This window comes from Arachnia sp., from assembly GCF_057238465.1.
The window spans coordinates 1-26,096 of the sequence record NZ_DBHHFZ010000022.1 but is presented as its reverse complement, the minus strand read 5'-3'; the positions used below and the strand labels follow the sequence as shown (position 1 = coordinate 26,096).

20 protein-coding genes and 1 pseudogene are annotated in these 26,096 nt (G+C 65.1%); 5 read left to right on the top strand and 16 right to left on the bottom strand.

Annotated features, from left to right (window positions below; translation table 11 throughout):
* Positions 1-70: 70 nt before the first annotated feature.
* From hemL to hemE, 6 genes and pseudogenes are all read right to left on the bottom strand, one after another.
* Complete coding sequence (hemL, locus tag ACO6D6_RS15335; protein ID WP_484786103.1) at positions 71-1,390, bottom strand: glutamate-1-semialdehyde 2,1-aminomutase; 1,320 nt, start codon at positions 1,388-1,390, stop codon at positions 71-73.
* Complete coding sequence (gene hemB, locus ACO6D6_RS15330) at positions 1,378-2,301, bottom strand: porphobilinogen synthase (RefSeq protein WP_484786106.1); 924 nt, start codon at positions 2,299-2,301, stop codon at positions 1,378-1,380. Before hemB ends, hemL begins: the two co-directional genes overlap by 13 nt.
* A 35-nt stretch (positions 2,302-2,336) precedes the next feature.
* Complete coding sequence (locus ACO6D6_RS15325) at positions 2,337-2,936, bottom strand: uroporphyrinogen-III synthase (RefSeq protein ID WP_484786105.1); 600 nt, start codon at positions 2,934-2,936, stop codon at positions 2,337-2,339.
* Positions 2,937-3,065: 129 nt separating this feature from the next.
* Positions 3,066-3,944 (bottom strand): annotated as a pseudogene (hemC, locus tag ACO6D6_RS15320) (hydroxymethylbilane synthase); the annotation flags it as partial.
* A complete protein-coding gene (locus tag ACO6D6_RS15315) occupies positions 3,941-5,191 on the bottom strand; it encodes a protoporphyrinogen/coproporphyrinogen oxidase (RefSeq protein ID WP_484786102.1) in 1,251 nt (416 codons plus the stop codon). The pseudogene hemC and the gene ACO6D6_RS15315, both read right to left, overlap by 4 nt.
* Complete coding sequence (gene hemE, locus ACO6D6_RS15310; RefSeq protein WP_484786101.1) at positions 5,188-6,204, bottom strand: uroporphyrinogen decarboxylase; 1,017 nt, start codon at positions 6,202-6,204, stop codon at positions 5,188-5,190. Before hemE ends, ACO6D6_RS15315 begins: the two co-directional genes overlap by 4 nt.
* Before the next feature lie 47 nt (positions 6,205-6,251).
* On the opposite strand from hemE, the gene ACO6D6_RS15305 reads away from it, so the two are divergent.
* Genes ACO6D6_RS15305 through hemQ form a run of 3 tightly spaced genes read left to right on the top strand, consistent with a single transcriptional unit; the run spans position 6,252 to position 9,284 of the window.
* The gene (locus ACO6D6_RS15305) at positions 6,252-7,523 is read left to right on the top strand and encodes a glutamyl-tRNA reductase (protein WP_484786100.1); all 1,272 of its coding nucleotides are present in this window, start codon (positions 6,252-6,254) and stop codon (positions 7,521-7,523) included.
* The gene (locus ACO6D6_RS15300) at positions 7,520-8,599 is read left to right on the top strand and encodes a ferrochelatase (protein WP_484786099.1); all 1,080 of its coding nucleotides are present in this window, start codon (positions 7,520-7,522) and stop codon (positions 8,597-8,599) included. The genes ACO6D6_RS15305 and ACO6D6_RS15300 overlap by 4 nt, the downstream gene beginning before the upstream one ends.
* Positions 8,571-9,284, top strand: a complete 714-nt coding sequence (gene hemQ / locus ACO6D6_RS15295) for a hydrogen peroxide-dependent heme synthase (protein ID WP_484786098.1) — start codon at positions 8,571-8,573, stop codon at positions 9,282-9,284. Before ACO6D6_RS15300 ends, hemQ begins: the two co-directional genes overlap by 29 nt.
* 94 nt (positions 9,285-9,378) lie before the next feature.
* Here the strand turns inward: hemQ and ACO6D6_RS15290 are convergent, their stop codons facing one another.
* Both ACO6D6_RS15290 and ACO6D6_RS15285 read right to left on the bottom strand, forming a co-directional pair.
* A complete protein-coding gene (locus ACO6D6_RS15290) occupies positions 9,379-11,004 on the bottom strand; it encodes a uroporphyrinogen-III synthase (RefSeq protein ID WP_484786097.1) in 1,626 nt (541 codons plus the stop codon).
* Between the two features lie 72 nt (positions 11,005-11,076).
* Positions 11,077-11,814 (bottom strand): SDR family oxidoreductase, encoded by a 738-nt coding sequence (locus ACO6D6_RS15285; RefSeq protein ID WP_484786096.1) that lies wholly within the window; start codon positions 11,812-11,814, stop codon positions 11,077-11,079.
* Between the two features lie 65 nt (positions 11,815-11,879).
* On the opposite strand from ACO6D6_RS15285, the gene ACO6D6_RS15280 reads away from it, so the two are divergent.
* Complete coding sequence (locus ACO6D6_RS15280) at positions 11,880-12,452, top strand: TetR/AcrR family transcriptional regulator (protein ID WP_484786095.1); 573 nt, start codon at positions 11,880-11,882, stop codon at positions 12,450-12,452.
* Here the strand turns inward: ACO6D6_RS15280 and ACO6D6_RS15275 are convergent.
* A complete protein-coding gene (locus tag ACO6D6_RS15275) occupies positions 12,424-13,809 on the bottom strand; it encodes a hypothetical protein (RefSeq protein WP_484786094.1) in 1,386 nt (461 codons plus the stop codon). The two genes, ACO6D6_RS15280 and ACO6D6_RS15275, sit on opposite strands and share 29 nt — an antisense overlap.
* 314 nt (positions 13,810-14,123) lie before the next feature.
* Between ACO6D6_RS15275 and ACO6D6_RS15270 the strand changes: the two genes are divergently transcribed.
* Entirely contained in the window at positions 14,124-14,969 is an 846-nt protein-coding gene (locus ACO6D6_RS15270; protein ID WP_484786104.1) for an aldo/keto reductase, read from the top strand.
* A 383-nt stretch (positions 14,970-15,352) separates the two neighbouring features.
* Here ACO6D6_RS15270 and ACO6D6_RS15265 read toward each other — a convergent pair whose 3' ends face one another.
* The 7 genes from ACO6D6_RS15265 to ACO6D6_RS15235 form a co-directional block, all read right to left on the bottom strand.
* Positions 15,353-15,967, bottom strand: a complete 615-nt coding sequence (locus ACO6D6_RS15265) for a GNAT family N-acetyltransferase (protein ID WP_484786093.1) — start codon at positions 15,965-15,967, stop codon at positions 15,353-15,355.
* A 174-nt stretch (positions 15,968-16,141) separates the two neighbouring features.
* The gene (locus ACO6D6_RS15260; RefSeq protein WP_484786092.1) at positions 16,142-18,280 is read right to left on the bottom strand and encodes a P-loop NTPase fold protein; all 2,139 of its coding nucleotides are present in this window, start codon (positions 18,278-18,280) and stop codon (positions 16,142-16,144) included.
* Between the two features lie 121 nt (positions 18,281-18,401).
* Positions 18,402-21,791, bottom strand: coding sequence for a DUF499 domain-containing protein (locus ACO6D6_RS15255; RefSeq protein ID WP_484786091.1), 3,390 nt, complete (start codon positions 21,789-21,791; stop codon positions 18,402-18,404).
* 40 nt (positions 21,792-21,831) lie between these two features.
* Positions 21,832-22,935, bottom strand: a complete 1,104-nt coding sequence (locus tag ACO6D6_RS15250) for a PDDEXK nuclease domain-containing protein (protein WP_484786090.1) — start codon at positions 22,933-22,935, stop codon at positions 21,832-21,834.
* A 9-nt stretch (positions 22,936-22,944) separates the two neighbouring features.
* Entirely contained in the window at positions 22,945-23,514 is a 570-nt protein-coding gene (locus tag ACO6D6_RS15245; protein ID WP_484786089.1) for a hypothetical protein, read from the bottom strand.
* 69 nt (positions 23,515-23,583) lie between these two features.
* Complete coding sequence (locus tag ACO6D6_RS15240; RefSeq protein WP_484786088.1) at positions 23,584-25,713, bottom strand: DUF1156 domain-containing protein; 2,130 nt, start codon at positions 25,711-25,713, stop codon at positions 23,584-23,586.
* A 47-nt stretch (positions 25,714-25,760) separates the two neighbouring features.
* Positions 25,761-26,096 (bottom strand): protein NO VEIN domain-containing protein (locus ACO6D6_RS15235; RefSeq protein ID WP_484786087.1); only part of this gene is annotated, 336 nt, incomplete at its 5' end.

Here is a 26,096-nt window from a genome sequence, read left to right as displayed (position 1 = left end):
AACCCCTGACCTCTTCCATGCCATGGAAGCGCGCTACCAACTGCGCCATAGCCCCGAGAGCTGCTCCAGACTATCGGATGCTCTCCCCTGTTGGCAAAGCGGCCCTGGCCGCCTGTTTCAGGGCCGTTGCGATGGTCTCCATGGCCGCGTCGTCGTGGGAAACCGAGAGGAACCACGCCTCAAAGGCCGACGGTGGCAGTGCCACTCCCCCGTCCAGCATCGCGTGGAAGAACCGCCCGTAGGCCGCGGTGTCCTGGTCCTGGGCGTCTGCGTAGTCGATGACGGGCTTCTCTCGGAAGAACACGGAGAACAGGTTCCCGGCGGTCTGGATGACGTGGGGCACCCCGGCCCCGGTCAGCGCGTCGCCGACCAGCCGCTGCAGCTCGGCGGAGCGGGCGTCGACCCTGTCGTAGACCTCCGGTTTCGCCAGATCGAGGGTGGCGATCCCGGCCGCGGTGGCGAGGGGATTCCCGGAGAGCGTGCCCGCCTGGTAGACGGGGCCGAGCGGGGCCAGCAGATCCATGATCTCCCTGCGACCCCCGACCGCCGCAAGGGGCATGCCACCGCCGACCACCTTCCCGAAGGTGATCAGGTCGGGCGTCCAGTCCGGGGCCTCGACCCCCGCTTCGAGTCCCCACCAGCCGGAGGCTCCGACGCGGAAACCGGTGAGCACCTCGTCGAGGATCATGAGCGCCCCGTGCTCGGTGGTCAGCTTCCGGATCTCGGCGTTGAATCCCTCGGCCGGGGTGACGACCCCCATGTTCGCGGGTGCCGCTTCCGTGATGACCGCCGCGATCTGCCCGCCGATCCGTTCGAACAGCGAACGCAGCTTGTCGAAGTCGTTGTAGGCAAGCACGATGGTGTCGGCCGCGGCAGCCACCGTCACCCCTGCACTCCCCGGCAGCCCCTGGGTGGCCACACCCGATCCGGCGGCGGCCAGCAGCGCATCCGAGTGGCCGTGATAGCAGCCCGCGAACTTGACGATCTTGTCGCGGCCCGTGGAGCCACGGGCGATCCGCACCGCGGTCATGGTGGCCTCCGTGCCGGTGGAGACCAGCCTCACGTGTTCCGCGACGGGAACCCGGGCGCGGATCCGCTCGGCGAGCTCCACCTCCGCGCCCGTCGGCGCCCCGAAGCTGAGCCCCTTGGCGGCCGCCTCCTGCACGGCCGCGACGACCTCGGGATGGGCGTGCCCGAGCAGCGCCGGCCCCCAGGAACACACCAGATCGACGTAGCTGGTGCCGTCGACGTCGGTCACTCGGCAACCGGATGCCTGCTTGATGAAACGCGGCGTGCCACCCACGGACGCGAACGCGCGCACGGGTGAGCTGACCCCACCCGGGATCGCCTCACAGGCCCGCGTCATCCATTCCTGGTTCAGTCCAGCCATTCGGCAACCTCCAACGCCCAGTAGGTGAGCACCACATCGGCACCCGAACGAACGATACTCGTGATCGACTCCTCGATGGCGGCGCGCCGGTCGATCCAGCCGCGTTCCGCCGCCGCCTCGATCATGGCGTACTCCCCCGACACCTGGTAGGCCGCCACCGGAACCTTCGAGACGGCGGCCACGTCGGCGAGCACGTCGAGGTAGTGGCTGGCGGGTTTGACCATCACCATGTCGGCGCCCTCCGACAGGTCCAGCAGCGTCTCCCTGAGACCCTCACGGCGGTTCGCGGGATCCTGCTGGTAGGTGCGGCGATCCCCCTGGAGGGACGAACCGACCGCCTCCCGGAACGGCCCGTAGAACGCGGAGGCGTACTTCGCCGAGTAGGCCAGGATCCCGACGTCCTCGAAACCGGCCGCGTCCAGCCCGGCGCGGATCACCCGGATCTGGCCGTCCATCATCCCCGACGGCGCCACCACGTGCGTGCCGGCCCGGGCCTGCGCCACCGCCTGCTGCGCGTAGGCATCGCAGGTCTCGTCATTGATCACACGGCCGTCCTCGGCGAGGAAACCGCAGTGTCCGTGGCTGGTGAACTCGTCCAAGCACACATCCGACATGATCACCAGATCATCACCGACCGCTTCCCGGCAGGCGGCGATGGCCCGCTGTTCGATGCCGTCGGGCGCCCAGGCCTGCGTGCCCCGCGGGTCCTTGTCCGCATCATCGGGCACCCCGAACAGCATGATCCCGCCCAGTCCCGCCTCCGCCGCCGATCGTGCGATGTCACCGATCTGCTCGACGGTGTGCCGACGCACCCCCGGCATGGCGCCGATCTCGGCGGGGGTTTCACCGACGAAGACGGGCAGGACGAGCTGCGCCGGGCGCGGCCGGGTTTCACGGACCAGTCTTCTCATGGCGGCGGTGGTGCGTAGCCTGCGTGGGCGCTCGATCATGCGTTTCCCTTCCCAACCAGTTCGGCGGCGGCCCTTGCGACCACCTCCGCGTCGGGGGACGGCGAGACGCTGGCCGCCACCCCGAGTTCATTCAACACCTTCGCGGTGGGTTGTCCGATGGCCAGTACCCGGGTTCCCTCCGGCCAGCCCAGCCGTTGGTCGATCACCCGCGCCACCGAGCCCGCGGTCACGACCACTGCCGCGAACTCCCCGGCCTTCCATTGCGCCGCCAGTTCGGCGGGTTCCTGGGTCGCCTCCATCGTGTACACGGGAAAGACATCGACCTGCCAGCCCAGTTCCCGCAGACCCTCGGGAAGATCCGGTTTGGAAAGCGCCGATCCCGGGATCACCACCCGTCCCGTGCCGGCCGGGAACTCCTCGACGAGTCCCGCCGCGCTGGCCTTCCCGGGGATGAGGTCCACCGCGTACCCGGCCGCTTCCAGGGCCGCTGCGGTCGCCTTTCCGACGGCGGCGATCCGCCCGGGCAGCCGGGTGCCCAGCCCCTGAAGGGCCTCGACGGTGCGGGCGGAGGTGACCACCGACCAGTCGGCCCGCCCGAGGTCGAGTCCGTCGATCAGCACCACCGGGACCTGCACCGGGAAGGTCGTGACCTCCAGTCCGGCGGCGTTCAGCGCCTTCGAGAGCGCTCCCGCTTCGCGGGGAAGAAACACCTTGCGTCCTCCGGCCCGGGGCCACAGGTCGGCATCGTCGTGAAACTCCGCCAGCCGGGAGGCGCGGGTGGCATCCAGCCGGGTCACCTCGGCGGCGCCGGCGGCGAGCAGCCGGGAGGCTGCGGTTCTTCCCGCGCCTAGGATCAGCGGCACCTCGATTCTGGCCTGGCGGGTGCCGTCGGCGGAGTACACCCCCGCTGCCAGCCCGTCGCCGGTCCCGAGGGCCGCTATCGGGGCCGCGCAGCCACCACCCAGGGCCGCCAAGACGGCCCGTTCCTCGGTGACCGCGAGTCGCGTGTCCGCGTCCTCCAGGGCTTCGAGGGCGGCGATCAGGGCGGCATCACCGGCCCGGCACTCGACGCCGAGCGCCCCCTGCCCGGGCGCGGGCAGGATGGGCAGTTCCTCGGTGATCCGTCCCGTGAGCCCGAGGCGGCGCAACCCAGCCGCGGCCAGCACCACCGCATCCAGGTCGCCGGAGGTCACCCGGGACAGCCGGGTGTCGATGTTGCCGCGGATGTCGACGAAGACCAGGTCGGGACGCAGAGCCCGCAGCTGCGCCACCCGCCGCGGCGACCCGGTGCCCACCCGGGCCCCTCCGGGCAGTTCGGCCAGGCTCAGGCCGTCGCGGGAGCACAGCGCGTCGCGGGGGGATTCCCGTTCCGGGGTGGCGGCGATCACCAGTCCGGGGACGGGTTCGACCGGGAGGTCCTTCAGGGAGTGGACGGCCAGGTCAACCTCTCCCCTGAGCAGCGCGGAACGCAGCTCCGCGGCGAACACCCCGAGCCCGGAGAGCCGGGTCAGCGACCCGCGTTCGTGATCGCCGCGGGTACGGATGGTGACGATCTCCACCTCGTGTCCGAGGGCGCGGAGCCGGTCGGCCACCCAGGTGGACTGGGTCACCGCCAGGGTGGATGCGCGCGTTCCCAGCCTCATGCTGCCGCCTCCAGTCCGGATGCGATTGCGGCTTCTATTCCATTGCCCGCCACCCAGGCCCCCGCCACTTTGATGTTGGTGGGAAGGGATTCCAGCAGCCCGGCCCGTTCCGCGGCCGGGAGCACCCTGGGCACGGTGTTCCAGCGCACCAGGGCGTGGTCGCGGAGCACCAGGTTCTCGCATCCGAGCAGCAGGCGGGCATCTGCCAGGGCCTGTTCTTCGGTGGGGTTGGCGTCGGGTGCGTAGCTGAGGCGGATCAGCTCCACCCCGCCGCGGCTCCAGGGCCATTTCGCCGAGTAGTGGGTCAACGCCCGGGCCCCGAGCCCCGGGATCGGCTGGCCGAGCATCACACCGGAACCGACCGGCACCCCCGCCAGCGGCTCGGGTTCCAGCGCCAGGACCACGTTGAGCGAGGTCCCCGTCGCGGGTGCCGATGTGGTGATTCCCAGCCCGCCGAGCAACTCCACGGCGGGACGGGCTGGGCAGGCCAGGATCACGCGGTCGGCTTCCAGCCGGTCCTCACCTGCGGTGACCGTCGCGTCGCCTCGGATCCCGGTGACGCGGGCACCGAGCCGGATCTCTCCGCCGTTGCCCCGGATGTCGGAGGCCAGGGCCTCGACGAGGCGGATCAGACCCCCGACGGGTTGGGCGACGGCGGAGCGGCTGCCGCGGGCCGCCGCGACCTTCGAGTACAGGGAGCCGGGTCCCCTCAGACCGGGAGCGAACTGCGCCAGCGGCATCTGGTCGGGTTCCATCCGGTAGACGGTCCGGGTCACGGGGGCCACCAGCCGGTCGGTGACGGCCCGGCCGAGACGCGCGGTCACCAGTTCACCGACGGTGGTGGCGCCGGCCCCGACCTCGTCTCCGAGTCCGGGTTCGGCCAGTGCCGTCGCCAGGTCTGCGCCGTCCAAGGCGGCGGTCAGGGCCGGATCTTCCGGACCGGCGGGAATGCCCAGCACTCCGTCGGCGCCGGGCCAGGACTGAGTGGCGGACCAGCGGATGTGTGGTCCCCCCGTGGGGGCGGCGACCTCCAGCCCGAGGGTCGCGCACAGTTCGTCCGCGATTCCCAGGCGGCGGGCGTAGGCCTCGGCCCCGCCGTCGATCACCTTCCCGGCTATCGTCAGCGGCGCCACCATCCCGCCGATCCGTTCCGAGGCCTCCAGGACGACGACCTCGGCGCCCGCGCGGGCCAGCCGGTGGGCGGCGGCCAGACCCGCCACCCCGGCCCCGACGATCACGGCCCTCACAATTCGTGCACCAGCGCGACGAGGTCGGTCAGCACCGCCGGGTCGGTCTCGGGTGGCACGCCGTGACCGAGGTTGACCACGTGGGCGGGGGCGGATCGGCCTCGCTCGACGACGTCCCTGGTGTGAGCGGCGAGGCTCTCCCAGCCCGCGGCCAGTCGCGCGGGATCGATGTTGCCCTGGAGCACCTTGCCGGGTAGGCGGCGGGCGGCCTCGTCCAGGGGGATGCGGTGGTCGATCCCGATCGCCTCGGATCCGCATTCGGCCATGGCCTCCAGCAGGTGCCCGGTGCCGGTGCCGAAGTGGATGCGGGGCACGGAAACGCTTTCCAGTACCCGTCGCGAGTACGGGGCGACCCGGGTGGTGTAGTCGGCCAGGCAGAGCGTGCCGACCCAGGAGTCGAACAGCTGCACAGCCCGCGCCCCGGCAGCAACCTGGATGCGCAGGAACTCACTCGACAGGTCGGCGCACCAGGTGAGCAGCCGGTCCCACGCCTCGGGTTCGGCGTGCATGAAGGCTCGCGCTCCCAGGTGGTCGCGGGAGCCGCGTCCTTCCACCAGGTAGGCGGCCAGGGTGAAGGGGGCTCCCGCGAACCCGATCACCGGTGTGTCCTCGCCGAGTTCCGCCACGGTCAGCGCCACCGCCTTCTCCACGGCCGATGCGTCGAGGATCCGGCGCTCCACCACCCTGTTCACCTCCGCGACGCTGTTCACCGGCTGTTCGAAAACCGGACCGACCCCGGAGGTGATCGTCACGTCGACGCCGGCGAGCACCAGGGGGATCATGATGTCGGAGAAGAACACGGCCGCGTCCACGCCGTGGCGGCGCACCGGCTGGCAGGTTATCTCGGCGGCCAGTTCGGGATTGAGGCAGGCGTCCAGCATCGCGACGCCCTGTCTCACATTGCGGTATTCTGGGAGCGATCTCCCAGCCTGGCGCATGAACCACACCGGTAGACGCTCCGGCCGACGACCCTCGAGGGCGGCCAGAAGGGCAGGCTGATCGCTTCTCATCATGGTCGAATTCTGCCCTATCGCCAGAAATCTGGTTGACTGGGACCACTGTGAACCTTCGCATCCTGTCCGTAACGCATGACCTCCACGGTCTGACCGAGGTCCAGCGTGTATCTCAACATGCGGACACCCTGTCCGCTTCCTTGCGGCACACCGCCGGCGTCGAAGGTCTGATCACCCTCGCAACCTGCAACCGGCTCGAGTTCATAATCGACTCCCCGAAGGTACCCGAGTCCCACCTGCGCCTGAGGCTGGCCCGCGAACTCGACTCCCAACCCGACTGGTCCGTCCACGAGGGCGAGGACGCCCTCACCCACCTGTTTCAGGTCGCCTCCGGCCTGAAGTCGATGGTGGTCGGCGAACGGGAGATCACGGGGCAGCTGCGCCGCGCCCTGAAGGCCGCCCAGGAATCCGGTGACGCGTCCGGCACCCTGACCAGCGTCGTCAACGCCGCGCTGCACACATCCCGGCGGGTGAGAGCCGAGACCCGGCTGCAGGAGTCGGGACGTTCGGTTGTCGGAGTCGGCCTCGACATGACCGGGATCACGGAATGGAAGAACCAGCGGGTGCTGCTGGTGGGCACCGGTTCCTACGCGGGCGCCGTGGTCTCGGCGCTGCGGCAACGCGGGGTGGAAACCATCTTCGTCCATTCCTCGTCCGGGAGGGCGAGCGGATTCGCCGAGCGGCACGCCATCACCCCGGCAACGGACCTCGAATCGGCCCTGAACAAGGCCATGCTGGTGGTCACCTGCCGCGGCTCCGCCACTCCCGTGGTGACCGCCGCCCATCTCAGGGAAGCCACCCCCATCGTGCTGCTCGATCTGTCCCTGCAGCCGGATGTGGACCCGGAAGTTGCCGCCCTCCCGGGAGTCACACTCCTCGACCTGGCCGCGATCCAGGCCGCCATCTCCCCCACCTGGGCCGCCGACTCGGCCCACGCCGAACGGGTCGTCGCCGAAGGGGTGCACGAGATCTCCGATCGTCTGGCCTCCCGTGCCGCGGACCCCGCGGTCGCATCGCTGCGCGCCGCGATGCTGCGGATCGTCGACGAGGAGGTGGCGCGGCTCCCGCAGGGCCGCGCGCTGACCGTCGACGACTGCGCCCTGGCGTTGCGGCGCCTGACCACGAAACTGCTGCACACCCCCTCGACACGCGCACGCGACGCCGCCGCGGAGGGCAGGATCGCCGACTACCTGGCGGCCATGGAGGAGATCTACGGCATTGAGCCCCAACACGAATGCGACGTCCAGAGCCACCGCCGGTGCCCGGTGACGGGGCTCAGTTTCGCCGATCTTGCCACCGAACCCATGGAGATCAGATGAGTGACGCCCTGAGCCCGTATTCGGCCGTGCTGTTGGCCTCCTACGGGGGTCCGCGCCGCACAGAGGACGTGTTGCCCTTCATGCGCAACGCCACAGCGGGACGGGGGGTGCCGGACGAACGCCTGCTGGAGGTCTCCCAGCACTACCATCTCTTCGGTGGCCGCTCCCCCATCAACGAACAGAACGAGGCACTCCGCGACGCTCTCGCCGCGGAGCTGAGAAGACGAGGTTGTCCCCGTCCCGTCGTGATCGGGAACCGCAACTGGACCCCCTTCTTCGCCGAGACCGTTTCCGCCCTGCACCGTGACCGTCACGACAGGGTGGTGGCGTTGACCACCGCCGCTTATTCCTGCTATTCGGCCTGTCGTCAGTACCGGGAAAACCTGGCCGCCGTCATGGAACAGATACCCGGCGTGGTCATCGACAAGACCGGCCCCTATTCGGAGCGCGAAGGTTTCATCTCGGCCAATGTGGACGCCCTGGTCTCGGCTGTGCAGGCGCTGCGGTCCCGGATCGGCGAGGGGGTGATGAAGGTTTTGTTCGTCACCCACTCCATTCCCGTCGCCATGAACACCGCCTCCGCCGATGGCACCCCCGCCGCCCGCTATGACGCCCAGCACATCAGGGTTGCCTCCCGGGTGGCCGAGGCCGCCGAGGCCCACCTGGGTGAGCGTCTCGACTGGGAGCTGGTCTACTGTTCCCGTTCGGGCAGCCCGCACATCTCCTGGCTCGAACCCGACGTCAACGACCGCCTGGCCGAGCTGACGGGCGTCGCCGGCGTGGTCACCGCCCCGATCGGTTTCATCAGCGACCACATGGAGGTTGCCTACGACCTGGACACCCAGGCCCGCGAATCGGCAGCAGCGGCCGGTTTCGACTACGAACGCGCCGCCACCGCCGGCATCCACCCGGACTTCATCGCCACCCTGGCCGATCTTCTCCTCGAGCAGGCCGCCGTGGCGCGGGGCGAACTCGCCCCACCCCACTATCCCTGCCTAACGGAGCCGGCACGTTGCTGCCTCCCACATCCGCAGAAGGAGCAAACCCATGTCCCATCCGCATCACGCGCACACTGATCCGCGCGACCATCTGATCTCGGCCGAGGAGGTCAATGCCACCCCGCACTACGTGATGTACTCGGTGTTCCGCACCGCGGGTCCGCTGCGCGATCCCGACGCCACGGCCGCGGAGGAGGCGGTGCTCGACAGCGGGGTGAGCATCCGCGGCTGGTACGACATCGGTGGTTTCCGCGCCGACGCCGATCTGATGCTGTGGACCCTGGCCGACGACCCGCACCGGCTGCAGGCTGCCTACCACGCGCTGCGCGGCTCCGGGCTGGGCCGGGACCTGGAGCCGGTGTGGTCCTGCATCGGCGTGCACCGGCCCGCCGAGTTCAACCGCGGCCACACCCCGGCCTGTTTCTCCGGTGTCGCACCCCGCCCGTGGGCGTGCGTCTACCCGTTCGTGCGCAGCTACGACTGGTACTACATGGAGGAGGAACGCCGCTCCAAGATGCTGGCCGCCCACGGCCGCATGGGCCGCGAATACCCCGATGTCCCGGGTTCCACCACCTCGGCCTTCGCGCTGAACGACTACGAGTGGCTGCTGGCATTCGAGGCCGACGAGCTGCATCGCCTGACCGACGCTATGCGGCACCAGCGCGCGGCCGAGGCCCGGCTGTACGTGCGCGAGGAGACCCCGTTCTTCACCGGTCCCCGCGTCACCCTTGAGGAGTGGGTCTCCCGCCAGCCCCGGAGCTGACAGGTCCGGCACTCCCCGAAATCGATCGGGTCAACAAGTCACGTGGGGTGGGGCATCTCGAATGCCCCACCCCACGTGACTTCGGTTCCGTCGCCTACCCCTCGATGACCTCGCGGAGGATCCTCAGCACCTCGGTTGCGGAGTAGTTCTCGGTGCATGCGGCGACCTTGATCCCGGCCCGTTCCAGCACCTTGGTGGCGGACTCGCCGACGGCGAACACCAGCACCTCGGGATGCCAGCCGAGGAGGCGCCCCACGGCTATCGCATTCGATCCGGAGGTGACGATCACCGCGTCGAAGGCCCCTTCCTCCCACATCTCGCGGATGTCGGTGGGTGCCTCCCGCAGCAGCTGCATGGTGTAGACGGGAATCAGCTGGGCCTTCCAGCCCTTCGCGTGAAGCCCGGAGATGAACCCCGGCGCGAGCAGGGCCGAACCGGGAACCAGGACCGTTCCCGTTCCGTCGCCCGTGGGCCAGATGTCAAGGAGCGCGTGGACCCCGGCCGACCCCTCGGGCACCAGGTCGACGTGGTAGCCCATCTCGCGCAGCGTATCCGCCGTTCCGGCACCGACGGCGGCGATCTTCACGTCCTTCGGGAGTCGCCAGCCAAGTTCCCGGACACTCTCGACGGCACGCACCGAGGTGAAGGCCACCCAGTCGGCGCCCTCCAGGGTGGAACTGACCGCAAGCACCTCGCGGCGCTGCAGCATCACGGATGTGACGTCCAGGCCGTGTTCACGCAGCCCGCGGGCGATCCGTCCCTCCTCGCGGGGAACGAGGATCCTGGCCTTGGCGAGCTCGGTGACCCGGCGGCCGTTCTCCGCCTCGGGTTCGGTTTCGTCCTGCGACTGGCTGCGTCCGAGCTGCTCGGCCCCCTTGGAACGCAGGTAGGCGGCGGCGCGGCGGGCGGTGCGAACGGCGTGGTACTCGGAGGTGGGCATGCCCATCTGCACCATCAGCCCCTTGGAACCGTCCTTCGGCAGGACCGCGACGATCAGCGACAGCACCCCTTCCCGCTTGGCCTTCGCGGCCACCGAAACCGCTTCGCTGACGTCGAGGGCGGCGTAGGCGGCCCGTTCGGCCATGACACAGACGCGGGTGTCGGAATGGTCCAGTTCCTGGAGAATGCCGATGAGTTCCTTGTCCTCGCTGCGGCATTCGAGACCGATGGCCCCCAGCCCGGCATCCGGGAGGATGTCATCCAGGTATTCGGTGACGAGGTCGAGACGCCCCACGGCCTCGAAGTCGGCGGCCCCGGCCACCAGGCCATCGAGCTCGCCGGTGCGCACCTTCTCCAGGAACTCGATGAGCTGCCCGGGGGTGCGTTTGATGAACTTGAGTCCGGGGTTGATGCTCAGCAGCTGCGAACGACGCAGGCTGGAGCGCGTGGCTATCACCGAGCCCTCGGGAAGCTGCTCCAGGGTCAGGCCGTCGCGGGCCACCAGCGCGACGCGCTGATCACCGCGTTTCAGGATGGCCGCGAAGGTCAGACCCGGCATCTGCTGTTTGGGGATGCGGTGCATGCGATGCACCACCAGGTCAAAATCACCACGCATCAGGCCGAGACGCAGCTGCCCCACCGTCTCGGAGTCACCGGCGGCGGGGATGTGCACCACATCCACATCGTGTCCCATTTCCCGCAGGGTGGCGGCCACGGCTTGCGAGCGGGCAACATCCACCACGGAGTTCTTCGTGCCAAGACTGATCTTCAACTCGTCCATCCTCACTGAATAACGACTACGGCTGGTCAATCGTCGGTCCCAGCCTATCGATCCGCGAGGGAGAATTTGCCGTCAGGATGGATCCGCGCGATTCAGCCAATCCTCCAACCCCGGTCCGACCTCCTCCACACCGGGGTCCGGGAGCAGGGCTCCGCGCCGGAATGCGCTCCCGAAACCGGTGGGCAGGAACACAGGGACCGGAAGGATTCCCCCGGGTTTGGGGGTTCTTCGCACCAGTTCCCAGAGGGTCATCTCCTCGGGGCCGGACACCTCGACGAGTTCCCCGCCGCGTTTCCCCGATGCCGTCTCGGCCAGCACCCGGGCCGCCGCTTCGAGGGCGATCGGTTTGATGCGCATCCCTGGCACGAACCCCAGCGGACCCAGCCGGTTGCGTTGCAGGACCTGGGCGCCGAACTCGAACCACTGGGTGGTGCGCACGATCGTCAGGGCCGGGCTGAACCTCCTGGCCGTCTTCTCCTGGGCCTTCTTGCCCGCGAAGTACCCGTATCCCTGAACCCCCGGCCGGTTGGTGTTGACGATCGACAGGAGGATGTGGCGCGCTCCCGCCCGGGCCGCGGCGTGCGCAACCGATCGTGCGGATCGTTCGAAGAACTCGACGCAGGCTTTGCGCCCGGTGGCGACGATGTTCGTCGCCTCGATCACCACGTCGGCCTCGAGCGGCGGCAGCGTTTCCGCCGTCACGTCGAACCCGGTGGAGCGCGAAACCTGTCGCGCCCGGATCCCCTCGGCCTCGCAGGCGCGCTGGATCGCGACCCCCGAGGCCCCGCCCCCGACTATCATCGCGTGCATGTGCATCTCCCATCCCTCTACGAGCGTAGAGACTATATGATCGTAGAGGATACACGGGAGGGCGGATGGATCGACGACAGCGGATCGCGAATGCGGGGATCACCCTGATAGCGCGCGGCGGCACCCACCGCCTGACCCACCGCGCGGTGGATGCCGCAGCCGGGCTCCCCAACGGCTCGACCTCGTATTACGCGCGTTCCCGCCGCGATCTGATCCGTCTGGTGATGGAGCAGCTCTCCGCGGAATCGCAGGCCGACCTGACCGACATCGAGGTGCCCGGGAAACTGACCATCCGGCAGGCCACCGACCTGGTGGGAAGGCTGGCCGAGCTCCTCATCCTGAACGGCGACGCCCAGGCGGCGCGGTTCGCCCTGATGTTCGAGGTCCGCGACGATGACGAACTGCGCCGCGAGCTCACCGTCGACGCCCCGGTGCGCCGCAGCTTCGACGAGAAGGCCGTCGAGCTGCTGCGCGCCCTCGGTGTGGCTGATCCGGAGGAGAAGGCACCGGAGTTCGTCGCCCTGGTCGACGCGGTCCTGATGTACCGTGCCGTGGACGCGGCCCCCATCGACCCGGCCGGCGTGGTCGGGAAGTATCTGACCGGTCTGGTCAGGCGAAAACCGACGGCAGCCCGATGACGTAGCTGTTGATCTCTCCCCCGCCGAGGTTGGTGGCGAAGATGATGCGGCTGAGGTCGCGGGAGGCGCTGGCCTGGGGTTCGAGGAAGTAGGTGTCGCCGTCGACTTGGTCCCAGTCGGCACGGATGTGGGCGACGTTGAGCGCCCTTCCACCGGGGGTGAGTTCCAGCAGCCACACCTTCCGGTACTCGGCCCGGACGGTTGGAGAAGGCGTCTGGGAGTTGTGGCCGGCGCTGTCGCCGTAGGTGGAGATGACCGCCCACCCGGGGACTCCGAAGGCCTGCCCACTGATGTGCACCGCGTAGGCCTCACCATCGACCGGGTAGAGGGTGTGCAGATCGTTGCGCTCGCCGGTCGCGATGTCGATGGACGCGATCTGCCCCTTCCCGTAGTCGGCGACCACCAGGAGGTCCTTGCGATCCGGGCCGAGAGCCAGATCGGAATGTTCCGAGCCGTCGAAGATCTGGCGCGACTGCGTGAAATCGGTGCTGTAGGCGACGGTGCCGCCCTCCCCGGCCAGCCAGGACGGCACCACGTATGTGCCACTCGGCGCTGTCGAGACGTGGTCCGGGAAAGCCCCCGGGACCGGGAAGGCCGAGGCGTCCAGGGTGCCGATCACGGTTTTGTTCTCGAGGTCGAGGGCAAGGAGTCCGTGACAGGTGTTGCGCTGAGTGCCCGCGTCGTAGGAGGTGGCCATGAGACCCAGGACCTTGCCGTCGGCGCTGAGGGTTCCTTCTCCCTTGGTCCAGAAGGACGTGGCCCCGGTCCAGGGGGTCTGGCCCGTGAAGTCGAAGGCCTGTTCCTTGGCTCCGGTCTCCACGTCGAGCAGCCACCAGACCATGCCGCCGTTGCGTTCGGTGAAGTAGAGCCGGGAGGGTTCGCCGGGGTGCCAGAGGGGTTCGCAGTCGCCGACCAGGTCCGGCAGCCTGCGGAGATACCCGAAGGTGGTGGCGTCGTAGAGGTGCCAGCCGCCCTTGCCGTCCTGGGCCAGGTAGCGGGTGGCGTCGGCGTTGAAGGCCTGGCGTCTGGAGTACTCGTGCCGCATCCGGCCGCCATCTCCTTCGGCGACGGCGGTCGCGCGGTACAGACGGGTTCCGTAGGTGGGGTCGATCAGGGCGTCGGACAGCCCTGTGGAGCGTTCCGGCCGGGCGATGGTGTTGATCGGGTCGGCCGACAGCGGAGTCAGCCGGAACCCGGGGTCGTAGAGGGCGTCGAAGGGATTGCCGGTGGTTGCATCGGCTGGGGACACTGCCGCCGGGGATGACGGGGTGGGCCACGCCTCAGAAGCACAGCCGGCCAGCAGGGCCAGCCCTCCGGCACCGAGAAGAGCACGACGAGAGGGTCGGGCAAAGTTCATCAATTCCTCCTAGAGCTCGATTTCCTGCCCCCTCCCCCAACCACCAGAGATCGGTGTCAGTCGTGATGCTACACGTTTCCACAACATTCAAACAGACCCTCGGAAAGCCGACTGATCCAAGCTGGTTGAGCCGGACCGCGAGGAACGAGCAGCCCAAGTCGCCCCCTTGGAAGTTGGTTGAGCCAGCACGTGAGCGTCAGCGAACGGCTGAGTCGAAACCACTCCCGGCACCCGGTAGCCAAACCCTGACCGCGGGCCAGCTCACCACGTGCATCTAAGGTGGTTGGGACGGTTCCACGACAGGAAGGTGCGTGATGCAGACGATCACCCTCAACAATGGTGTGGAGATGCCCATGGTGGGCATGGGTGTGTTCCGGATGACCGGGGATGAGGTGCGCGCCGCGCTGCCGGTGGCTCTTGATGCCGGGTATCGGTTGATCGACACGGCCGCCCTGTACGGCAATGAGGAGGCGGTCGGTGAGGTGATCGCGGCCTCCGGGCTGCCGCGCGACGAGCTGTTCATCACCACCAAGGTCTGGTACCGCGACTTCGGCCGCGACGCCACATTGCGGGCCTTCGAGAAGTCGTTGAACAGGTTGGGGCTGGACCACGTGGACCTGTATCTGCTGCACCAGCCCTTCAACGACTGCTACGGGGCGTGGCGGGCCCTCGAAGAGCTTTACGGGCAGGGGGTCGTCCGCGCGATCGGAGTGTCGAACTTCATGCCGGACCGCTATTTCGACCTCGTCGTCCACAGCGATGTCACACCCGCAGTAAACCAGTGCGAGGTGCATCCTCTCCATCAACGAGGGGACCTCCACGAGATCACCCGGCAGCACGGCACCGTCCTCCAGGCGTGGGCGCCGCTGGCCCAGGGGAGATCGGAGATCCACGGTTCCCCGGTGCTGCAGAGGATCGCGGAGCGGCACGGGAAGTCGGTGGCTCAGGTGATGCTGCGGTGGCTGGTGCAGCGCGGGATCTCCTTGGTGGTCAAGAGCACCCACGAGACCCGGCTGCGGGAAAACCTGGACGTCTTCGACTTCGAACTGACCGAGGCCGAGATGTCGGACATCGCCGCCCTGGACGAACACAAACCGAACGCGGGCATGACCCATCACGATCCGCGGCTGTTGGAGTACCTGCACGACAAATACCGCTGATCCCATCTACCCAGAGCTGGTCGAGTCGAAACCAAGCCGCACTCCCCGAAGTTGGTTGAGCCGACCTGCGAGCCCTTGAAAGGCAGGGCGACCTTCCCCAGAAGCTGGTTGAGCCGAACTGCGAGCGTCAGCGAGCAGGTCGTGTCGAAACCCCTTGCACGTGTCCGGGGGTTGGGGTCGGGTTCTGGCCACCGGGTGCCGGGAGTGGTTTCGACTCAGCCGTTCGCTGGCGCTCACGTGCTGGCTCAACCAACTTCAAAGGGGGCGACTCGAGCTGCTTGTTCCTCGCGACCCGGCTCAACCAGCTTCGGGAAGAGGAAGTTGGTTGAGCCGACCTACGGGCGTCAGCGAGTAGGTCGTGTCGAAACCAGGTCGCAGAGCGGTCAGCCTTCGGGGGTTTCGCGATACATGGTCACGGGATAGTCGGTCTCGGTCATGTGCAGCCACTCCTTGGCGGTGAAGCCGAAGCGTTCGTAGAGTCGCTGGCTTCCCAGGGTGGTGGCCTCCAGGTATGCGGGTAGGCCGGCCTCGTCAACCACCTCGAGGCGGTGGTTCAGCAGCCGCGACCCGATGCCGAGGCCGCGCGCCTCCTCACCGACGACGATGTCGACGAGGTACCAGTGGGCGTGATCGGGACGGCTCTTGGCGAAGACATCGAGAGTCCTCAGGGTCTGCGGCAGGTGACGCAACCCCACCGCCGAGACCACCCGCGGCAACTCACGCACCTTCGCCCAGCTGGAGGTCTTGCGGTCGGGTGACTCCCATGCCGCGGCGCCGACCAAGCGGCCGTCGTCCTCTCTGCGGGCCAGATCAACGGCCCCTCCCGCCATCGCCCCGGTCCGCAACTCGGACAGGAACACCTTCGTCAGACGCTGCAGCCGGTTCCGCTCCCCCGGGATCATCACCGCGATCACCGGGTCGTCGTGGAAAGCCGCAGCGAACAGACCAGCCACCTCAGGCAGGTCCGCCTCCTCCCCCTGGACGATGGCAATGGTCATTCGGTATCCCTTCGGCGGTCGTGGTTCTGGTAGACGGTGGCGCTCCTCAAGAAGGAGCAAGTTCAGCTCATCAGACTACCAGCAAGACCGATACGAGGAGGCTTAATCACAGGCGACACCTCGGTCAGTGAAACCCCTAGTCAGAGCATACTTGAGGACGGTTGTGGATAAGCCTCATTCTTCTTGCTCTACTGCGCTTGCGCCTGATTCTTCAATGAAAGAAGCAGCAAACTCTCTGCGCTGCACCCAATCATTACCAGACAAAGGGTAATGGGGCGTGTAGTCAATACTGCGAGCCGGCACGCCCGTGAGCTGGGTAAACAAATTGCCATCGAACGACACTGCCCCAAACCCCTCCGAACCATAGGAAAGGCCCACTAGGCGAGCTGCGACGTCTTGGGGCGTAAACTCATTGCTTTTCAGACCTTTACGGACACACTCAATTAGTTTGTCCCGCCATCGCGAGGCGAGAACTCGATCCAGCAGAAATGCCATACGGATATCTGGACACGCATTGTCACGTTCTCGTAAATTAGCAAGAATCTCTGGCACCAAGCGCAGGCTTTCACGCTCAAGTATAGTTTTAAGCACGGAAATCGCCTCACCCCCTAAACGCTCACTCCGCCTTGCAGCAAACAAGATCACATCCAGTCTTCGATCAGGAAGCCTGCAGGCCCCCAGCTCTTGATCCAAGTCCACAGCAGGCTCTTTCTCCAGCAGCAAATAAAGCAGCGTACTGGCCCATCTTCGAAGTGCAAAATATGGCGTTTGTATCTCCCAAAAGGCATATGGAAGTAACCCCACTCGCTCCATTGCCATCTTCAATAAATTACGCTTTAACGGCCCCTTAGGGCCATCATTATGTGATCGCTCGACCATATCTGGGTATTGAGCATTAATCTTACTTAAAATCAGGTTCAGACGAACCTCGTCGGGCTCTTCGAGCAGATCCTTGAGATCACTTGGGTCGTTTTCAGCAGCTTTACCGAGGGCACGCTTAACGATCCCATCAGGAATGTCTCCATCCGGTACACACTGAGCCAGGTAACGGTCAAAATACTCAGAGTTTGCAAATCGCGGAGTCTTGAAAGACTGATCGACCCACCCGGCAACAGCAGGAAAAAGTGTTTTTAGCAGAGTAAGCGCATCCTTCCTATCCCTCTCACGCCCCAAAGTTTGCACAAGAGGACTCCAATCAATTTCTTCCTTCCTCGAGGAGGTAAAAACTATTTGAGAGCCATCAGTTGCCGTGAGCTTGGTCTTCCAATCCTGGAGCTGAGAAAATACGCTCGGAAATTGAACTCGCAGGAACACAGCAAGTACTAGATCCGTGTTATCAATTTCCCCCGGAGCATGAATAATAAATTCTTCACGCAGCTGAGCAAAAAATCTTGCAATAGAACGCGGAGTGCCGAGTTGCGACGGCATTATTTCCAGAATGATGCTACTAATTCGATAAGATTCGAAACCCTTTCCCGTTTTGTCCAGCAACAACACTTCGTTCAGTCCATCAGATATAAGTTTTACAATCTGCCCGACCAGCAGAGGAGGAAGCGTGAGCGGATACTGAATAATCTTTTCCATAAAAGCGCGCGCCCGCGCCTGAGACAGGTCTTCCCGACCGGAAGACTGGAGAATATCCACCAAGGCCTGCTCATCATAGGCGAGCAGAAAGTCTACTCCAGGAAATCTCCCGAGAAGTCGCACAAGTTTTAGAAGAACAAGCAGTTCATCGACCTGTAGTCGATCAATATCATCAACAATCACAAGTATAGGCGAATTCAATTCGCGTAGCTCATTGGAGAGCTCTTCGAATAGCACTTTCCACGGTTTTTGCTTTTGCAATTTATCTTCAACAATTTCAGCGGCCGAACCGACCATTCCGCCAACCACCGGAACAAAAGGTGCAGCTGATCGAACAATCCACATGTAGTCAGCCAACAGTTTTAGCAATTTCTCCCCCTTTTTCTTTGAGGCATCTGGAACAGCACTCGACAAGGCCGCAAAGAACTCCGAAAGCATTCCGTCAATCCCCGTCGTTGCCCAAGGGGTAAATGAGACTATTCTCCACTCTCCCTTCGATTCTTGACACCGATTCAAGAAAGTTGTGATCAACGCGATAACAGACGATTTTCCACACCCCCATGGGCCTTCGAGTCCGTATACGATACTCGAATCGACCGAATGATTTCTGTGAATCAATTTCGCGATTCGTTCTGCAACAGGGGCGCGATTGAATCTATCTTGCTCCACTGCTTTGATCGGATCGTCATGCCAACCCTTGGGCTGCGGACCGCTTGCTTCGCTCAACATGCACCCCACCTATTGAAGCCCCGCATCGCGCGACGCCCCGACACTCCGGCGCCAAGAAGATATACGGTTCGAGGTTCAGCCACCCCAACACCATCCCTTCACGTTTCGTTTCATTCCCACGTCAGCTTTTCTCAAACCCAGAGCTGGGATCGAATTTGAGGACTCGCGCGTTTTCATTAATGATTCGGATTTCGGTGTCGTTGAATCCTTCGGTTTTCACCGCTTGGATGTCGATGGTGATCTCCAGGATGGCCCCTGCCCCTGCCAGGCGGTCGATGATTTCCCGGGTGATGTTTCCGATGTCGCGGGAGTAGAGTTCGGGGTCGATCTTCACCGAGCCGAAGAAACGCGCGGCCACGGTCTTGACCACCTTATCCACCCCGGCCCTGTCGGCTTCCCCGATGCCCGGTGCAACCCGGACCACATCGACGTGTCCCCCCTCCGATTGGGTATCGGCTGCGGCCGGGGGGGTGGTTTCCCGGGCGGCGCGGTCCGCGTCGAGTTGTTCCTGAGCGCGGGCAGGATCCACCAGCAGGGTGCTGTCGGTCACCTGGATCGTCGCGTTCATGTCGGGCGGCAGTACAAGCCCTCGGTAGCGTCCGGTTTCCGGATCCTTGCCCGCCGCGATTCCGAAGCGTTCGTTCTCCACCAAAATGGCGGTTAGCGCACGCTCAATGGCAGCATCGAGCACCTCGCGTTTCACGAGCCGATGCATGTAGATGTAACGGGTGAAATACCCCCACAACTCACCGACGCTGATCTCACCGGTTTCACGCCACCTGGCTCCGAGTTCCTCGCGCAGGGTGGACCCGAGAATTGCCGCCCCGAACTCGGTGACGAGCAGATCATCGCGCCGCATCTTGTGAGACACCCGCTCCGCCAATGACCTACCACCGGAATCGGCCACCTTCTCCGCCTCCAATTCGAAGGGTTGCGTCGGTTCGGGTTGCACGGGGTAGACCATCCAGATGAAGCTACCTCGAATGCGATCCGCGACCACCCGGTCGAAATTGCCCACCTGCTCGTCGGCCTGTTTCCGCTGCTGGACCGACAGGTTTAGGGATTCGCTGGTTGCCTGAACCTGTTTCCACCCGAGATAGGCGCGGGTCGCGGCCTCCAGTCCCTCCAGCTGGTTCCTGTCCGCCAGCAGGAACACCACCGTGTTGCGGTGAATGCGCTGGCTGGCGCCCTTGGCCCCGACTGCGTCATGAACCCACCGGTATGCTTCGGATTCCCGGCCCTCCTGTTTGCGCCAGGAATGCCGGGGATGGGCTATGACCAGACGCACATCCTCCAGATCGGGAATGTCGGCACTCGATTCCGGGGCAATGTGAACCCGGTCGAAAACGTCGCGGGACCTTTCCTCCGCGCGCAGCCGACGGGTGATCTCGTTCCACACCTTCTCGGGATCCTCACGGAGCCGCTCGGCGTAGTCATTGGCCGTCTTGGTCACCGACGGCTGCGTGTCGAACCAGTAATGCCCCTGCTCCTCGTAGAAATAGGTGGACCGCTGGGCCAGCAGTTCGAGGGCACTGCCGAAATTGCCCAGCGTGTCGCCGGGAATCGCGGTGCCGAGCCACAGGTACTGCTTGTCCAATCCCCTGTGGGTACTCCGGACACGCGGAGCCGCACCCATGAAAATCGTGCGCGCCAGCCGCTGGGTGACGAACCGCTGCCCCAAGCTCGGGCGCTCCAGGTCGATGCGCTGAGCCATGGAACTGGGTCCGTCGATGTCGGAATCAATGATCGGTTTCCACTGATCCTCCAGGTACTGGGTCAGATCGGTGTTCACCGTCGTCGCGTCCAACGGCACATTACCGGGAAGGATGAGCGGTGAGGCGTCCTCGGATTTCCACAGTTCGTGGACTATCGACGACACGAGTTTCAGCACGCCACGGGTGCGTTGGAATCGTTCCAGCGTGGACCAGTCCTCGTAGAGCCGATCCAACAGCTCTGGATGAAGCGGATAGGAGACGCGGATTCGTTTCTCGTACTCGTCGCTGACCTTCGCTGCGTCGCGCGGGAAAAGCGCCGCGTGGCTCTGGTAGAAGTCCACGAAATTGCGCGCCACCGCGGCGATCGTCCTGAGCGCCTCGGCATCCGCGGGCTGGAACAGGCGGCGGCGGACTATCTCGAACGACTCGTTCTTGCTGGACGGTCTCCACTGATCGGCCACCCGGCGAATCACGTTCTGGAGACGCTCCAACGCGAGCTGACCGTTCGCGCCACCGACCTCGATATCGCTGCCGGCACCGGCCGCGCCTGTGTCCGAAGCCGGAATGGAGACCACCAGCATCGCCCCCGGCACGGAGCGGACGATCTCGGTCAGCGACTGGGCGAAGGTGAACTGCGTCTCGAAGGAACCCGACGGCAACTCCTTGTCCGTGACGAGCTGCCTGGCGTAGGCCACCCATTCATCGATCAGGATCAGCGCCGGCGCGTACTTCTGGATCAGCGTTCGCAGGGCCGATCCGGGATTGGTCCCGGAACGGTCCGCATCCGCAACCATCTCGTAGGCCTCCCGCCCGCCCAGCTGCCAGGCGAGCTCCCCCCACAGGGTGTGGATCTTCGTGCCGTCCGGTTTGGTGTGCGTGGAGCCGGCCTGCAGGTAGGTTCCGACCAGGGCCACCCGCCGCACCCCGAGCTTCTCGAGCCGGGGGTTTCCGTTCCCGGCCACGAGGTCCTGGATCTCCTGGGGCATGTCCTGCGCGGGAATGCCGCTGAACAGGTGGTAGAGGGCAAGCATCGAGTGGGTTTTGCCGCCACCGAAGTTGGTCTGGAGGTTCACCACGGGGCTGGCGTTGCCGTCGCCGCTCATGCGACGCAGGGCCCGGCTGAGCAGATCCCGCAGGCCCTCCGTGAGGTAGGTGCGGGTGAAGAACTCCCCCGGGTCGCCGTACTCGGGGCTGGTGGCCTGGCCGGTGTGCACCAGGTGCAGGTCGGCGGCGAACTCCGAGGCCGTGAACTCGCCGCGTGCCACGTCGTCGTGCGGGTGGATCACCTCGCGCCACGGTTTCAGTCCGCCGCCCGGCTTGAGCGATACCTTTCTCGTCTTCTTCACCTGCTGGCGGGTCTGGTCCTCGTAGACGGTTCGCCGCAGATCGGAGCGCATCTTGCGTACATCGGCCGCGGAATCGGCGGATCCCACCGCCTGGAGGAGCCGCGCGATTGTGTCGAGGGCGCGATCGGTGTCGTCGGAGCTGAACGGCGCGTTGTGGGCCCACTGGTTGCGGGTCTCCCGTAGCTCCGAGGCGAAACTCTGCTGCGCCCGGGACAGCACGTCCCTGAACTCGTAACCGCGTTCGGTGATCGCGCGCAGCTGCACCTGGACATCGTGTTTCGCGAGGATCTTCGGGGCACTCCTCCGGCTTCGCGCGTCCTCTTCGGCCCATATCGTCGGCCACTGCGACGATCCGTAGGCCTTGGTCATCACCTCGTCCACCACATCCTGGAGGCCTTCGGAGAGCAGATCGAAAGCCTTGCTGATTCGGTCCCGGTTGTTCACTGCCATCGGTGTCTCCTACGACGTGGTGCCTGCGTGTCGGGTGTGGTCAGTCATCTCGGTCCTCGGTTGCCGAGGTGATCTGATGTCGGGCGATCCGTTCCCGGGCGTCTCGGTAGATCTCCTGGATGCGTGTCTCGAGTTCCTCCTTGGGCGGCAGCGTGGTCCAGTACTCGGCCACGACTATGCCGTCCTTGTGCATCTCCAGCAGCTCCACCTGTTCCCGGCTCGCCTCGGTGCACAGGATGAGGCCGATGGGTGCCTCCTCGCCGGGCTGCCTTTCGTACCGGTCGAGCCATCTGAGGTAGAAGTCCATCTGACCCTTGTAACTCGGTTTGAACTTCCCGATCTTCAGTTCAACTGCGATCAACCGCCTCAACGGGCGGCTGAAAAACAACAGGTCGAGGTAGAAGTCGTCGTTGTCGACTGTCATCCGCTGCTGCCGGGAGACGAAGGCCCAGCCGTTGCCTACCTCCAGGAGGAACGCCTCCATCTCCCGGATGATCGCTTCCTCCAGGTCCCGCTCCGCCCAGGAGTCGTGCAAACCCAGGAACTCCAGGAAATACGGGTCACGGAAACTGTCCGCCGGGATCACCGACCCGCCCAGCGCCTGGGCGTTGGCGATCTCCTTGCGTTCGTAGCCGTGACGCCCGATGAGTTCCCGCAACGCCCGGACGCTCAGCCGCGCGTTGACGGCCTGGTCGATGTAGTAGGCCCGCGCCTCCGGGGACCGGACCGGCAGCAGTTCTTTGACGTGCGTCCAGCTCAATTGTCGCGACAGTGATACGACAATCTCTTCGTCTGGGAATACCTGGGAGAACTGGATCATGCGGTAGAGGTCTGCCCGCTTGAAGCCCCGTCCGAAGCGCCTGGTCAATTGTCGCTCCAGTGAAGCGACAATCTCCCGGTCGTACCCGGCACGGTTCTCCTTCAGCACCTCGACGTCGATCATGTGCCCGATGTGCCAGTTCCTGAGGGTCAGGGCCGCATTGGCCTGTGTGGCGACGGCGGCGCGGGTCTGTTCGATTAGCGAAGAGACCCGCTCCAGCAGGGAACCCTCCCCGGGTAGCGCCGCTTGGTGGTTGGGGGTGAGATCCGCTCCCGCGGAGGTCTCGGGCCCCGGGGCCGGTTCTGGGTGGTTGCGCGTGGTCACGGGTCAGTCCTAGTCTCCGAAGTCGAATGCTTCCTGGGTGGAGCGGGGCACCGATGCGAGTTTCCTGGCTTGTTCGTTCACGTCGCCCCATGCGCTGACGAGGCTGTTGAACAGGAGCGCGTCCTTGGCGTCCTTTTTCTTCTCGGCCTCGTGGAAGAGCAGGAAGCCGAGTTCCTTCACCGCGTCCAGATCCACCCGCACCTCCTGCAACCCTGGCAGCAACTGGGCGACCTTCTCCACCCCACCATCGGCCATCGCCGCGGCCAGACGAACCGTGGCCTCCCAGATGCTGAGCCGGTCATCGGTTTGTGGCACCCAGCCGGCGCTGAGGTTCTCGGGCGAGAGCAGCCGCGCCCTGCCGCCCCTGGCCTCGAAAATACCGCCGCGTTCCAGGGCGCTGATGGAGGTGTCGGTGGAGCGGGCAAGCTGATCCGCCAGGCCCGAGCTTTCGGTGCCCCAGCCGTAGCTGCGGTACCACTTCACGGCGAACCGCGTATCGGGATCGAAATCTGATTCCTGCTCCCCCAGCACCTCGTCGAGGGTGGCGTTGATGAGCAGCAGGGCGTCCCTCACCGACATGTCGGATCCGTCGGCCTCACGCACCCGCGCATACCGGGAGAACACCGAAATACCGGGACCAATGGCCGCCTAGGCCAGATCAACAGGGGCGATGGCCCCCTGCATGAGCGTCCGCAGCGCCTCCGGCAACTCGGACTTGAGCCGAGCGACGAACAACCGGCGAGTGATGGAATCAGCATCCACAGGTCGCGGACGGCAGGCCAGTACTATGGAGGAGGCGAGGGCATTGCTGGCCTGTGATCTAGGTCGATTGGCAAGTTCACTCCGCACCGGCCAAGTGGCGGTGATCTCCCATCCTGTTTCAATGAGTCCGTTGAGAAGAGTGTGCCAACCGGTTGATGAAGCACCGTCAGCCTCAGCATCCTGCTGTTTGTAGGCGTAATACACCGTCATGGGCACCGCCGAGTTAACGCTTCCCTGACGGATGCGACGAAAAACTGAATTGAAACCATCGACAAAGAAACGTTCTGCACCATCTTTGCCATCATGACGGTAGGGATTGGCGACGAGCTCATCCACCTTGGGTGTCAACATCGTTCCAACAATTTGCGGATGGATTTCCTGCAGACAGCGACGCAGCCACACATAGAAGAAATCAGACAAGTCAGAATATCCGATATTGTCATAGTAAGGCGGATCAGTGGAAAGTGCGAACTGACCATAAGTTCTCACACTCGCGCTAGCTTGTTCAACAATCCCACCCGCCCCAGCTGGCAATCGCTCCAGCGCCTTTGCCACCCACTCTAGCTGACTAAACATATTGCCAGACGAGCAAGAGAACGGATTCACTTCAACAAAAGACCAAACCATCGAAATAGCTTGTCGCGTAAACAAGTGGGTTGCCGAATCTCGACTCGAATCCCATGAGGCATTAATATTCGAGTAGTCGGCGAAACGGCTCACGCCAAACGCAAGATAAGCAGCAACCGCATCGGCATAGGCTTGAGCGTCAGAACCACCCTCTGCAAGGCGATCTCTCTCCGGCACCCCCGCGATCACAGCATCCACCACGATCTGTTCCCTCACCTCGGCGACGAGGTCGCTCAGTGTGGCCATGGCTACGAGTTGCCGGTTTGTGAACAGATCGACCCAGCTTTTGAGTCCGTAGTTCTGCACGCGGAATCCGAGGGCTTGTTCCGGCAGTTCGGCGTCGGACAGCCCTTCGGGTCGAGGGACCTCGGCCGCCTTTGTGTGTTCTGCGGTGGGCGAGATGTAGAGCCTGCCATGAGGACCCTCAGCCACCACGGCAATGAGATCGGCACCCATGCGTCCCGCACGCGATTCAGCCCGGATGTGATCGAAACCGATCGGTGTCCCGTCGGCTACGGAAACAGCACCCTTGCGGTTGATGGTGCCTTCATCCGCTGGCCCAATACTGTCGTGCACCACTTCGTAGTGCACCCGCCCCTCCTGGGCGGTGGCGTGTACCCAGGCTTCCTTGCCTTTTTTCTTGCTCAGCCACCACGAGTTCACCAAGGGGACCTCGATGGGGTTGGCGGGGTTGGGGCTTTTCACGGTGCGGGCCCATTTCCAGGCAATCACAGTGTGTTCGGTGCCGTCGGGGGCCTTGACCTTGGGATACAGGTGGCCAATGCGCCGGAACGCCTCGTCGCGCATCCACTTGCCGTAGTAGCGGACATCTTCTGCGAGTCCCTCGGCGCGTTGGTAGATGCTTTGTTCATTGCCTCCCGGATGCACGGGTTCCTGCCCCGCGAATTTGGGCGGTATCTCTATGAGTGCCTTGTTGATGAGCACCGCCAGAGGGTTGAGGTCGCTGGCGTGGGCCTCCAATCCCAGGCGCTGCGCCTCCAGGGGAATGGATCCGCCGCCCGCGAAGGGATCGAGCACAGCGGGAAGTTCACCGTCGTTGCTCTTGCGAATCTCCTCACGTGCCCGGCGCAGCAGTGGTTCGTCGTTGCTGTTCTCCCACACCACCAGCTCCTCCATGAGGGCGTGCAGCCGGGCGCGTTCGGCGTCCTGCTCCTCGACGGTCGGGAACTCCTCCGGTCGCGAGGCGGGATCGTCGACGAGTTGCGCGAACAGCACGGCGCGGGCGGTCGCGAGTGGTTTGCGTGACCAGTACAGGTGCAGGGTGGAGGGGTGACCGTGGCGGATCGACTTCTCGCGAGCCGATGCGGCATTGATGGCCTCCAACGGCAGGGAGGTCTCGATGAGTTTCTTCTTCGGCGTGTTCGCCACGGATTTTCCTTCGGTGTCTACGGGTTGGCTGGAATGGTTTGGGACGGTCATCGTGGCGGTCCTCCCCTGTTCCAGTAGTCTCTCCATTCCTCGTTGTAGGAGCGTGTGGTGGTGGATGGTTCGAGGTGTGCGAAGGCGTCGGTGACGTAGCGCAGTTCGTCGTGTTCGGGGCCATCGGGTGAGACCTGGACGAGCGCCAGGCGGTGTCTCTCGCCCTGGGTCTGGGCGAAGGTGACCTCGTTGGTCGTGATGGCGAACGTGTCGGCCCCCTCGATCCGGCCCTTGACCTCGATGTAGTGGATTCGGCCCTCGTCATCGGTGGAACGGATGTCGTAGCCGGGATTGTTGCGGGGCATCTCCACCGGGTTCCTGCCGATGGCCCG

Bases quoted from the DNA above. Each gene is read 5' to 3' on its own strand.
- hemL (WP_484786103.1), bottom strand. From the start codon at position 1,390: ATGGCTGGACTGAACCAGGAATGGATGACGCGGGCCTGTGAGGCGATC.
- hemB (WP_484786106.1), bottom strand. From the start codon at position 2,301: ATGAGAAGACTGGTCCGTGAAACCCGGCCGCGCCCGGCGCAGCTCGTC.
- hemE (WP_484786101.1), bottom strand. From the start codon at position 6,204: ATGATGAGAAGCGATCAGCCTGCCCTTCTGGCCGCCCTCGAGGGTCGT.
- ACO6D6_RS15300 (WP_484786099.1), top strand. From the start codon at position 7,520: ATGAGTGACGCCCTGAGCCCGTATTCGGCCGTGCTGTTGGCCTCCTAC.
- hemQ (WP_484786098.1), top strand. From the start codon at position 8,571: ATGTCCCATCCGCATCACGCGCACACTGATCCGCGCGACCATCTGATC.
- ACO6D6_RS15290 (WP_484786097.1), bottom strand. From the start codon at position 11,004: ATGGACGAGTTGAAGATCAGTCTTGGCACGAAGAACTCCGTGGTGGAT.
- ACO6D6_RS15285 (WP_484786096.1), bottom strand. From the start codon at position 11,814: ATGCACGCGATGATAGTCGGGGGCGGGGCCTCGGGGGTCGCGATCCAG.
- ACO6D6_RS15280 (WP_484786095.1), top strand. From the start codon at position 11,880: ATGGATCGACGACAGCGGATCGCGAATGCGGGGATCACCCTGATAGCG.
- ACO6D6_RS15275 (WP_484786094.1), bottom strand. From the start codon at position 13,809: ATGAACTTTGCCCGACCCTCTCGTCGTGCTCTTCTCGGTGCCGGAGGG.
- ACO6D6_RS15270 (WP_484786104.1), top strand. From the start codon at position 14,124: ATGCAGACGATCACCCTCAACAATGGTGTGGAGATGCCCATGGTGGGC.
- ACO6D6_RS15265 (WP_484786093.1), bottom strand. From the start codon at position 15,967: ATGACCATTGCCATCGTCCAGGGGGAGGAGGCGGACCTGCCTGAGGTG.
- ACO6D6_RS15260 (WP_484786092.1), bottom strand. From the start codon at position 18,280: ATGTTGAGCGAAGCAAGCGGTCCGCAGCCCAAGGGTTGGCATGACGAT.
- ACO6D6_RS15255 (WP_484786091.1), bottom strand. From the start codon at position 21,791: ATGGCAGTGAACAACCGGGACCGAATCAGCAAGGCTTTCGATCTGCTC.
- ACO6D6_RS15245 (WP_484786089.1), bottom strand. From the start codon at position 23,514: ATGTCGGTGAGGGACGCCCTGCTGCTCATCAACGCCACCCTCGACGAG.